Source organism: Pseudobutyrivibrio ruminis AD2017, from assembly GCF_000424305.1.
GTDB lineage: Bacteria > Bacillota > Clostridia > Lachnospirales > Lachnospiraceae > Pseudobutyrivibrio > Pseudobutyrivibrio ruminis_B.
This window is the reverse complement of the sequence record NZ_AUJQ01000019.1, coordinates 1-10,912: the sequence shown is the minus strand read 5'-3', so window position 1 is coordinate 10,912 and position 10,912 is coordinate 1. Positions and strand designations below refer to the sequence as shown.

Genomic DNA, 10,912 nt, shown 5'->3' with positions numbered 1-10,912 from the left:
CCCAGTAAATCCGGATAACGCTTGCACCATACGTATTACCGCGGCTGCTGGCACGTATTTAGCCGGTGCTTCTTAGTCAGGTACCGTCATTATCTTCCCTGCTGATAGAGCTTTACATACCGAAATACTTCTTCGCTCACGCGGCGTCGCTGCATCAGGCTTTCGCCCATTGTGCAATATTCCCCACTGCTGCCTCCCGTAGGAGTTTGGGCCGTGTCTCAGTCCCAATGTGGCCGGTCACCCTCTCAGGTCGGCTACTGATCGTCGCCTTGGTGGGCCGTTACCTCACCAACTAGCTAATCAGACGCGGGTCCATCTTGTACCGAAAAAACTTTTCACACTGTATCATGCGATACTGTGCGCTTATGCGGTATTAGCAGTCGTTTCCAACTGTTGTCCCCCTGTACAAGGCAGGTTACCCACGCGTTACTCACCCGTCCGCCACTCAGTCAACAAATCGTCACCCCGAAGGGATCGTGATAGGTTGCTTCGTTCGACTTGCATGTGTTAAGCACGCCGCCAGCGTTCATCCTGAGCCAGGATCAAACTCTCATGTTAAAAAGTTTAATTCCGAATCAGTATAAAACTGACTTGTTTACTAATAAAGGTTTTTGTTTCGTCTTAGAAACTAAATGAATTTCAAGGATACATGTTTTAAAAACTTGTATTAATTCAAGGTTTGTTTCACTGTTCAGTTATCAATCTTCGTTTGTTTGTTTTGCACTGTGTGACTTGCTGTCCCTCAGTGCTCGATTATAATATCACCTATATTTCCAGTTGTAAACCCCTTTTTTACTATTTTTTCAAAGTAAATCTATTTGCTTAAAAACACGATATTGTGTGAATTGTGCAAAAACTATATTCAACTTCCCATTTTACCTAGTTTCGCGGGCTTTAAGGATTCCACGTTACGCCTGGATTGATAGGCATCTTTGCATCACCTAAATATATCTCTTTATTGAAATCAACATTATGCATAAAGCATACCATGAAGATATCATCGCTATAAGGATGATCCATAAAATAATCTTCAAGGGCAATTCTATGATAATTACCGTCTTTATCATGTTGTTTTAGTATTCTTAGAACCCGTTTATCTCCACGTTTATAAGCCTTAATAAGGTTTTCTCTTAAAAATGCTTTATTAAGTTCTTCTATATCCGAAGGTTCTGATAGATCTTTAATTATTTCAAACCATTCATCATAGCTTCCTGTTTCAGGTATGATTTTTTCGATATAGTTTTGCTTCCTCATAATGTGATAGCTATTTCTTGTAAGGTTCACAAATATTATTAAAGGAAACTTGATATATACCGATTCAATCAAGACCTTTATTTGACCAAAGGCAGATTGGTTTACAAAAGGATCTATATAATCTACTGCTACCTGAGCTTCCTCTGTAAGCATTTGTATAAAATCATCTGTTGGTACGGCTTTAGAGAATATGAATCCTTGAATGTAATCGCAATCACATGTATTGATGAAATCTAACTGCTCCTTAGTTTCAACACCCTCAACGACTGTTGTAAGGCGCAGACGATGAGCCATATAGAATACAGATTCTAACGTAATACGTCCCTTTTCAGATTGACAGTTATCTTCCAAAAAAGCTTTATCGATCTTTAGAACTTTAGCTGGAACATCCTTTACAAATGAAAGAGACGACATTCCTGCACCAAAATCATCTATTGATACTGTATATCCTGCAGCTTCAACATTTTCAACCCAGGTGATAACATCTCTTTTATCTGCTACAACATCTGATTCAGTTATTTCTATACCTATATACTGCTTATCAATATTATAAGAAGAAACCAGATTATTTAGTTTTTCAATAAAATTAGCATCTTTGGAATGCTCTCGGCCAAAGTTAACACTAATTTTTACAGCTTTATCACCAAGCTTCTGAATTGTTTTGCATGCTTCTTCTGCAATGAACCAATCTACAATAGCAACTTGTCCATTTGCTTCTAATTCAGGAATAAAGTCTATTGGTGAAATTATTACGCCATCAGGTTTAACCCATCGTACTAGTGCTTCTGCTCCGCCAATAACTCCTTTCTTGGGATTGTATTGAGGTTGATAGTAGGCCTGAAGTTCGTTGTTCTCAATAGCCGCTACAACCTTTTCTAATAATGATACACTCATTTATTTTCGCTCCATAACGTTATATAACGCGTTGATATACCAAAATTGAATTTTAATATCACGTTTTTAAATTGTCAACAATTATTTTTAAGTATCTTTTCTTAACTAAAATAGCCGCGACCAAAGTCGCGGCTATTTTCAATATTTTCTCATATATATCATCTCTAAAAAAACTAAACTTTATTCCTCCATAGCGTAACTGATTTCATCAAGCTCTGCATGGAAAAACTCGCACCAACCATATTGATTCATATAATCGCCCATATACTTATACTGTGATGCCTCTTTCTTTTCAAGCCAATCAAAAAGATCACACTCAATTCTGTCCTTTGCAATAGCCATACTTCCACGTTGCTTAAGGATTATACCTTCTAGCTTAAGCTTCGTGAATGTATTCTGTAAATCCTGACGTAGATTTGATAGATATGACTGCTTCTTAGCAGGATCACCATCATCCTCCCAAAGATTTGCTATGATTTCACCATTTGTAGTTTGGGCGCCTTTATTATTAATTAAAATGGCAACAATTTCCTTTGTTCTTGAATATTTAAACTCAACAGGTTTACCATCCACAAAAAGCTCAAAGTTACCAAATGTTTGGGCAAAAACACGTTTATGGGCGTTATATTTTTCAGCATAACGAAGTTCTGCTAGCTCGCCTTGAATTTTGCCTTCAGTAACAGGATGAAGCATATAGCCACTAGCATGGAGCTGCATCGCTTCAAATCCGTATTTTGTAGAATCACTTATAAAAATAATATTCATAAACGGATTAAGCTCTTTAAGATAAGTACCAAGTTCAATACCATTTAAATCTGGCATATTAGTATCTATAAATGAAAGATCAATTTCGTTTGTTCTTGCCATAGCAAGAGCATTAAGAGGATCATCATATGATAAAATCTCAGCCTTTGGCAGTAACTTAGTTGTGAGTTTTAAGAGCTTATCAAGATCCTTTTTATCAGTCTCAACAAGTAAAACCCTCATTAAATATCACCTCCTGCCAAGCTAACTGAAGATGTTTTCTGGTTCATACGCTGTTCCCTGGTCATGTTCAATGGTGACGCTTCTCCAACAACAAGAGTTTTGCCCTCATTAGCAGCCATTTCGTGGAGCATTCCACAATTAAGGTCGGTAATAACTAAAGCAGCGAATCTTTCATAATTGTCCTCGTCGATTACTGGGAAATGATGCTTCATACGATACCAATGCTCGCTATCATATCCAACACTTCCTATATATAATCTGTCTGCTGTATCTGCTACATCATCAACACCGGCATATGGAGCGTTTAGCATAGGTGTATCTTCGCAAAATAGCATCGCATACACCCTTAGAATCTTATCCCTAAGAGTTTCCTCATGGCCATCCTTCCCCATCTTTCCTGTAGGCTCTGCAATAGTTTTATAATAGTAGTCTTGAGCCTCGTCATTTTCTTCAAATTTGATCAGTGCTTCATATAACTTTCTGTCAATCATCTTGTTCTCCCCCTATTTTTCTCCTAAAATATCCTTTCCATAATATGTAAATCCTAGCATTGTAGTATCATCAAACTGAGGTGTGCCTTTTGTAAAGTTTTCTATACTGTTTTTTACATTATTTAATATTTTTTCGTTAGACTCTTCTGGTTCCTTATTCAAAGCCTCTATCAATCTGTCTGAACCATATAATTCATTAAAAACATCTGTGGCTTCCGTAACTCCATCTGTATATACAAACAGATTATCACCTGGATTTAATTTGAATTCATGCTCTTCAAATTTCATATCTTCCATTACCGCAACAGCAGGTGAGTGTTTATATATAGAAAGCTCATATTTTCCGTTAACGCGCTTGATTGCAGGATGCTCGTGGCCAGCGTTTGATGCAGTGCCAACACCTGTTGTTAAATCAATGATAGCCAGCCACACAGTTACAAACAAATTGGAATCATTTCCTTCACAAAGCTGATTATTAACAACCTGAAGTATCTTTGCTGGAGATAACCTTCCTCCATTGATTGTAGTATATTTTATAAGGGTTCTAGATATTACCATGAATAACGATGCTGGTACACCTTTTCCAGAAACGTCACCCATAACAAGGGCAATGTGATTGTCATCTACAAGGAAGAAATCATAAAAATCTCCACCAACTTCCTTGGCTGGTGTCATAGTAGCAAATACATCAAATTCATGTCTATCCGGGAACGCAGGAAATACAGTAGGCAACATATCTGCCTGAATTCTAGCTGCGATATTAAGCTCTGCACTGTACTTTTCTTTTTCAGAGGTAATTATTTGAATACTATTAATGTATTCAACAATATCCCTTTCCATTGCTGTAACAGAAACAGCCAAATCCCTTAGCTCATCATTAGACTGTACTTTCTCTAATAGATTGTCTTCAACAGATGTATTTAGCGCAAAATAATCTAAATTCTCCTTAACATCTAACAAAGGATTAATGAGACTTTTTCTTAGAATACGCCAATTTATAACACAGCATAAAATAAGCAGAAACGCAGATATTATGCTTAAATTTAGAATAAATGTATGCAAAGTTGAATATATTATTTCCATATTAGTGTCTACAAATAATAGAGCTACAACCTTGCCCTTGCTATCGCGTACCGGCAAACAACTGGAGGTAAGGAACCCATACTGAGAATGCCTAACCAAATAACTGTCAGGCTTTACTCCTTTTGTATATGCCTCCCATAGCTCATCGAATGGCGCAGCAATAGGATCCTCGAAGCCAATAGTACTTCCAGAATCGTATACATATTTAATTGTCTTATCTTCACGGGGAACACCGATATAGATATATGCAGCATCTGAACATGCCTGTATATATTTAAGATAATCTACCATTTCATAGTAGTAATCATCCGCAGTCCATGTTTTAGTATATTCTGCAATTTTATCATGATCTATATGCTCTATGATTATATTTGCTACGACGTAGCCTCGCTCATTATATACTCTTTGAATAACTTTATCGAAGACAAAAGATCCACTAATGCAGAGTGACAAATCCATTAATAACGTAAATACGATAATTCCAGTAAGTGTCTTTTTTGTTATCCCCCAACGTCTCTTCTTTTCTCCCATATTTTCCTCTCGTAATATATATTATTATTATTAGTATATCGTTTTTGTTGGAAAAATCATATGTTTCACAATTTTTTCGAATTATATTATTTTTTTATCCGTGTGACAATAGTGTGACAAACGCTGTGATATTATCTCATCAGAATAAAATACAAATCTATTCGATAAGGAGAGAGAAATGAAAAAGACTATTGTCAAAAAGGTATTATCTGTAGCTTTCGTTGGTGTTTTAACTATGGGGCTTTGTACAGGATGTGGCAACAACTCAGCAAAGGCAGGTTCAACTGCACATGCACAGGAAATAACAATCAAATCAACTGCATCGGTTTTTTCAAAAGGAGTTTATGTAAACTATGCAGCTGAAGCTGAAAATCCAGCTTTAAATTACTTCTACGTATTCTACGGTGATGGAACTGGAAGCATCGAAGATGGCGTTGCGGGAACTGCAAATTTCTTTGAATACGAAACAGGCAGCGATACAATCACATTCCACATTGGAAGCATTGATCCTGTAAAGGAAGTATTTACAGTAACATCTTATGAAAACGGTATCGTAAAAGGACACTTTGATGATGATATCGAATTAGTATTTGAACCATTAACTGGTGTTGATATTGAGACATTTAATGCAGTTAACTATGTAAATGGCACTTTTGGTGATGATTGCATCTACACTAACGCTAACGGTTGGACAGTTCACTATAACAAAAACGATATCGTTATTAACGAACAGGACAACATGACAACATTCGTTTATACTGGTGAGTCAGCTGGAACAAATATGATTACAGTTACTTATTCAGTTGATGGTAACGCTGAAGATGCTATAAAAGAGCTTGGTAAAAATTGGACAGGTGATGTTACCTATACAGAGGGTGTTTTCCCTGGTACAGAAGATGTTAAAGGTTATTGGGTAACAGCTGTTTCCGATGAAGGCTCTGGTCTATGCATGACAGGAATTGCTAGAGATTACATGGAAGGAAATCTTTTATTCGAGTTTGATGAACACTTTGGAGAAGATGAAGCAATGAATAATCAGGTAAGTGGTGTTCTTGCAGATATCTTAAACTCAATTGAATTTCCAAACTAATGTTACTTATTGATAATTAGAAAACATGCAAAAAAATCACCGCCATCTCAGATATTTGAGATGGCGGTGATTTTTTATTCTTTTTAATTTATTCAATAGTAAGGATATCTGAAAATCCTGTTACATCAAAGATTTCCATAACTTCTTCAGATACATTTTTTATTATCATCTTTCCCTGCTTATTCATTACCTTCTGTGTAGAAAGAAGAACTCTTAATCCTGCACTAGAGATATATTCAAGATTCTTGAAATCAAATGAAAGATCTGTAATTTCTGCAATATCCCTGTTAATAGCATCTTCAAGCTGTGGTGCTGTGGAAGTATCCAATCTCCCTTCTAAAGCAAGCACAGCCTTACCAGCATCCTTTAATATATTAATGTTTAGCATAATTACTCCTCCTTCATTTTATAAATCATTGTTATTTGAACTTTGTTCTTGTTTACCCCGACTATAACATCATCTGCAATATTAGCTACAATAGATTTTTCTAATTCATCCCATGCTTCCATCATTCCTGAATTTTCAGCTTTACCATCGGCTAATGATGCTCGATAGTCTTCCATAGACCACATCATACCTGAAAAAGCATTAGGATTTGCAGCTATTCCCATATCGCTATAAACACCGAGACCTGCATAATTAACTGGCGTTCCATTATATTCTTGTTGAAGCTTCATGACTGCTTCATAATTCAACACACCTGTTTCGATGATGTCCTTAACTTTACCCATAAAGCCATGTGCTAATTGATTCGTTCCACTTGATGCAACAGACAATAAATCTATTTTTGCATCTGCATCAATATTGGCATTCCCAACCAACTTAACAGCACATTCATCTTTATATTTTTCAACCCAAAGTAGGGCTGTAAAGACATTAGTCATGCCTTCAAACATTCCTATAGTTTCTTCTAAAAGAAGCTTTATCCTAAGAGAATCTTTATTTTTTAGGCTAAGCTCTGCCACACAATTATCTACTTTTTTATATGCCTGTTCTAGAGATTCCTCATCTGAAGAAACATATATTTGACTAGATAACTCCCTCGGCCTGGTTGAGCCAACTGTTTTTAATGATTTTGAGAAATCCTTAGTTACTATAATAAGTAGGTTATCGTTTTTTACGCCTACAGCAATATCATCTGCCAGATTAGCAAGTACAGATCTTTCTAAGTTTTCCCACGCTGCTTCAGAATATTTGTCTTTAGCTCGTCTTCTCATCAAATCTGCCTCATATTGAGACAGTGACCAGCGCGGCTTTTTAGGACGAAATATGAATTCTTTTACATCATCCATAAACGTTCGATCAGCACCGTTTTCCCCGCTGGAAGAAAGCGATACAAATTCTTCTCGTTTATTTTCATCAATTAAGGTTTCTGTTGTTATGCATATATGAGCAATCCTTCGATTCCCTTCAAACCATACTTCAATAGGATCCTTTTCCGTCATAATCGAAGAAACTAATCTAATAGATTCTTCGGCTAAGAGCGTAAACCTTAACGCATCTTTTCCAGTAATATTAGCTTTTTCTTCGAATTGTTCTGCGACTTTTTCTATTATGTCAAAACTATCCGCTAAATCATCAAGCTCTATACGTTCAGACTGCATTTTTCTCCCCTTTCTCCCCGATTAGTCAATAAACATTATAATCGTTTTTTTTATTAAAAATAATACTTTCACAATTTTTTCATTAAAGAAAGAACGTTTTTCCCGTCTTTGTATTCATAGGAAACATCATCCATTCGTTTCTTTACAATATAGATTCCTAATCCTCCAATTTCACGGTCTTCCACGGCTAATGTAACATCTGGGTCTTCTTTTTCTAATGGATTATAAGGTCGACCTTCATCTTCGAAGATCATCGATAAATTTCCATTCTCAGCCACCAATGTCAAGCTCATTTGTCCACTCCCCGTATCTGGAATTATATTTCCAGCTGAATCTGCCTTGGCATAAGCATAATGCGCGATATTAACAAAAACCTCCTCTAATACAACAGACAACTGCACTATCTGTTTCATATTACAGCCTATTTCTTCCAATGTTTCTTCCAAAAATGCTGTGGCTTTATTAAGGTATTCAATTTTTGCATCGCATTCAAATGTCTTCTTCATTTGCTTACCTCTCAATGCCCAGTATGTTACTAGCCAACTATTTCTTATAATAACATTTCATTTGTCACACAAGTGTCACACAAACATTTTATGAAAGATTAATCTAAAATACTATAAAAGCTATCAATGTTTTCCTCTGGAAGTCCAACCTTATCCCAGCCATAATCCTGATAATATTTAATATCTAGATTATTCGCAAAAACATAGTTAGAAATAATTTGAGCTCTAACTTTTTCTCTGTCTTCCTGGTCAGAATTCATTTTTATAAAAGCGTCATATTTGTCACCAAATATTTCCTTAGCAGATGTATCGAATTGGTCACCGTCTAATACTACATCAAAACCTGTAACATCATATGTTCCATCATCATACATGGCTACATGTATTAACCCTGGATAATTTCCACCTGAAACACAACTAAGAGTATCTCCATCAAGATTGTAATTATAAATGTCGAACTCACCGTAAACTTTTATATCACTATTATCAGATTCATCCATATCTAAAATTCTTACACATGGAATACTTACATCTGCCTCATCATAATCTTTATTAAAATCCTCTACATAATCATACAATTCATAATAAAAGCTTTCAGGACCTGGATATTCATAGTCTGGTAAAATATCCGTATCCTCTGTTTTTGATTCATTAACTACTGAAACATCATCAGCTTCTTGGGCTTCTTCAACACTTTCATTAACATCTTCCACTTCACTATCTGTATTACCACAAGCTAACAATAAAACTCCTGCTACTGTACTGGCAACCAATAGATTTAAATACTTTTTTTTCATAATTTTTTACTCCTTTATTTTTGTGTTGGTACTAGAGCTTTGTGATGCTAGGTTTCTACACAAAAATCATATATAATGTAATTAATGTATGACAGTACTAGTATATCTTTCTTTTCTGTTTTATATTGCTGTTTCACAATTTTTTCAAAAAATGCATTTATCATGGCAACAGGGGGTTATGCCAATTTATGGAATTAAACAGCTTTTATAATCTTTACGAAAATAATTGGATCTCAAATTTAATTCTTTTATTAGCATCAACTGCAATTGCAGTTTTATTATCATGTATTCTTCCCTATATAGATAAACGAATTTGTAAACACTTTGGCATAAATTTGCAGGGTGGTTTAAACGATAATGAATCCGCTGAAAAATACTATTTTATTAGAAAAATTGTATTATATATCGTATTTATTGTTTATATCATTATTCTATTCTATTTAGTTTTATTAGCTCGAAATAGAAATGAAAGCTATCTAATAAGAAATTCCGGTGTTCATCTTTTTATTATGACATGGCAAGGAGTGCACTTGCCTGCCATTGAATTTTTTGAATTTTTCCTTAACCTAATGCTTTTTATCCCTATGGGGTATCTTCTTCCTTATATATTTAAATTATACAGAGCGCATGCAATCAAAAGACCACTTATAGCTTCATTTTTACTTTCTGTTTTGATTGAGAATCTGCAGTTAATGACAAAAAGAGGAACTTATGACACATCTGATATCATTGCTAATACATTAGGCTCTTTATTTGGCTCATTTTTATACTTACAAATCGCCTATATGTTAACTAATCCAAGATGGCGTAAAGACTATATGAATTACAAGTTATGGAAAAAACTTGCTAAAAAAGGATTTTTATATCCTTATGTAAAAAGATTTCGTATAGATAGAATTAATTTGCTTGCAAAAAGTGAAGAAGACATATGGGATTTTTATACTAAGTCATTAGGTATGCAACCAAAACGCTTTATAGTTCCTACTGATTCGAAGGATTCATATTTTCTTTTTTCTACAGGCAAAACTCAAATTGCTATTCACTGTTTAAACGAAGATGTAGATATTCCTTTACAATCAATTACTATTACATTTGATAATCTCGATTTATTGAAAAAGCAATTAACGAAACATAATATTGTTGTTAGCGAATACGCTGTTGATATTTATACAAACAAAAAAAAGATGACTATTACTGGTCCAGATAATGTATCAATTACATTTATAGAAATTTAAAAAGGCAAGCATATTTATGCTTGCCTTAATATATTTAGCAACTTCAAAACTTCACACAGTAAGACTTAGTCTTCCGATTATTGGCTACATTCTTTTCTTTTGAATAAACCTTCGATCTATTAGTATTCATCAGCTGAATGCGTTACCGCACTTACACCTTGAACCTATCTACCTTATCGTCTATAAGGGATCTTATTTCCTTGAAGGAAGGGGATATCTCATCTTGAGGGGGGCTTCACGCTTAGATGCCTTCAGCGTTTATCCCGTCCAGACTTGGCTACTCAGCTATGCCGTTGGTCGACAGCTGATACACCAGTGGTCCGTCCACCCCGGTCCTCTCGTACTAGGGGCAGCTCCTCTCAAATATCCTACGCCCGCGCCGGATAGGGACCGAACTGTCTCACGACGTTCTGAACCCAGCTCGCGTACCGCTTTAATG

10 protein-coding genes and 2 rRNA genes are annotated in these 10,912 nt (G+C 35.4%); 2 read left to right on the top strand and 10 right to left on the bottom strand.

The features are described 5' to 3' along the window. From G611_RS0110055 to G611_RS14620, 5 genes are all read right to left on the bottom strand, one after another. A 16S ribosomal RNA gene (locus G611_RS0110055) occupies positions 1-558 on the bottom strand; the annotation flags it as partial. A gap of 336 nt (positions 559-894) precedes the next feature. Next, complete coding sequence (locus tag G611_RS14625) at positions 895-2,148, bottom strand: EAL domain-containing protein (RefSeq protein WP_051195206.1); 1,254 nt, start codon at positions 2,146-2,148, stop codon at positions 895-897. A gap of 180 nt (positions 2,149-2,328) precedes the next feature. Beyond that, positions 2,329-3,135, bottom strand: a complete 807-nt coding sequence (locus G611_RS0110045) for a response regulator (RefSeq protein WP_028243499.1) — start codon at positions 3,133-3,135, stop codon at positions 2,329-2,331. After that, positions 3,135-3,626 (bottom strand): hypothetical protein, encoded by a 492-nt coding sequence (locus G611_RS0110040; protein WP_028243498.1) that lies wholly within the window; start codon positions 3,624-3,626, stop codon positions 3,135-3,137. The genes G611_RS0110045 and G611_RS0110040 overlap by 1 nt, the downstream gene beginning before the upstream one ends. A gap of 12 nt (positions 3,627-3,638) precedes the next feature. Beyond that, entirely contained in the window at positions 3,639-5,240 is a 1,602-nt protein-coding gene (locus tag G611_RS14620) for a PP2C family protein-serine/threonine phosphatase (RefSeq protein WP_051195205.1), read from the bottom strand. A 178-nt stretch (positions 5,241-5,418) separates the two neighbouring features. Here G611_RS14620 and G611_RS0110030 point away from each other — a divergent pair, with 178 nt between their 5' ends. Then, positions 5,419-6,330, top strand: a complete 912-nt coding sequence (locus G611_RS0110030; protein ID WP_028243497.1) for a hypothetical protein — start codon at positions 5,419-5,421, stop codon at positions 6,328-6,330. Between the two features lie 88 nt (positions 6,331-6,418). On the opposite strand, the gene G611_RS0110025 is transcribed toward G611_RS0110030, so the two are convergent. The 4 genes from G611_RS0110025 to G611_RS0110010 form a co-directional block, all read right to left on the bottom strand. Further along, a complete protein-coding gene (locus tag G611_RS0110025; RefSeq protein WP_051195204.1) occupies positions 6,419-6,718 on the bottom strand; it encodes an STAS domain-containing protein in 300 nt (99 codons plus the stop codon). A gap of 2 nt (positions 6,719-6,720) precedes the next feature. Further along, positions 6,721-7,935, bottom strand: coding sequence for a hypothetical protein (locus tag G611_RS0110020; RefSeq protein ID WP_028243495.1), 1,215 nt, complete (start codon positions 7,933-7,935; stop codon positions 6,721-6,723). 68 nt (positions 7,936-8,003) lie between these two features. Next, a complete protein-coding gene (locus G611_RS0110015) occupies positions 8,004-8,441 on the bottom strand; it encodes an ATP-binding protein (protein ID WP_028243494.1) in 438 nt (145 codons plus the stop codon). 98 nt (positions 8,442-8,539) lie between these two features. After that, complete coding sequence (locus G611_RS0110010; protein WP_028243493.1) at positions 8,540-9,238, bottom strand: hypothetical protein; 699 nt, start codon at positions 9,236-9,238, stop codon at positions 8,540-8,542. Positions 9,239-9,426: 188 nt separating this feature from the next. On the opposite strand from G611_RS0110010, the gene G611_RS15440 reads away from it, so the two are divergent. Further along, positions 9,427-10,473, top strand: a complete 1,047-nt coding sequence (locus tag G611_RS15440) for a VanZ family protein (protein ID WP_028243492.1) — start codon at positions 9,427-9,429, stop codon at positions 10,471-10,473. Between the two features lie 99 nt (positions 10,474-10,572). On the opposite strand, the gene G611_RS0110000 is transcribed toward G611_RS15440, so the two are convergent. Then, positions 10,573-10,912 (bottom strand): 23S ribosomal RNA (locus G611_RS0110000); the annotation flags it as partial.

Excerpts from the sequence above, each read along its gene's own strand:
- G611_RS14625 (WP_051195206.1), bottom strand. The coding sequence starts at position 2,148 with ATGAGTGTATCATTATTAGAAAAGGTTGTAGCGGCTATTGAGAACAAC.
- G611_RS0110045 (WP_028243499.1), bottom strand. The coding sequence starts at position 3,135 with ATGAGGGTTTTACTTGTTGAGACTGATAAAAAGGATCTTGATAAGCTC.
- G611_RS0110040 (WP_028243498.1), bottom strand. The coding sequence starts at position 3,626 with ATGATTGACAGAAAGTTATATGAAGCACTGATCAAATTTGAAGAAAAT.
- G611_RS14620 (WP_051195205.1), bottom strand. The coding sequence starts at position 5,240 with ATGGGAGAAAAGAAGAGACGTTGGGGGATAACAAAAAAGACACTTACT.
- G611_RS0110030 (WP_028243497.1), top strand. The coding sequence starts at position 5,419 with ATGAAAAAGACTATTGTCAAAAAGGTATTATCTGTAGCTTTCGTTGGT.
- G611_RS0110025 (WP_051195204.1), bottom strand. The coding sequence starts at position 6,718 with ATGCTAAACATTAATATATTAAAGGATGCTGGTAAGGCTGTGCTTGCT.
- G611_RS0110020 (WP_028243495.1), bottom strand. The coding sequence starts at position 7,935 with ATGCAGTCTGAACGTATAGAGCTTGATGATTTAGCGGATAGTTTTGAC.
- G611_RS0110015 (WP_028243494.1), bottom strand. The coding sequence starts at position 8,441 with ATGAAGAAGACATTTGAATGCGATGCAAAAATTGAATACCTTAATAAA.
- G611_RS0110010 (WP_028243493.1), bottom strand. The coding sequence starts at position 9,238 with ATGAAAAAAAAGTATTTAAATCTATTGGTTGCCAGTACAGTAGCAGGA.
- G611_RS15440 (WP_028243492.1), top strand. The coding sequence starts at position 9,427 with ATGGAATTAAACAGCTTTTATAATCTTTACGAAAATAATTGGATCTCA.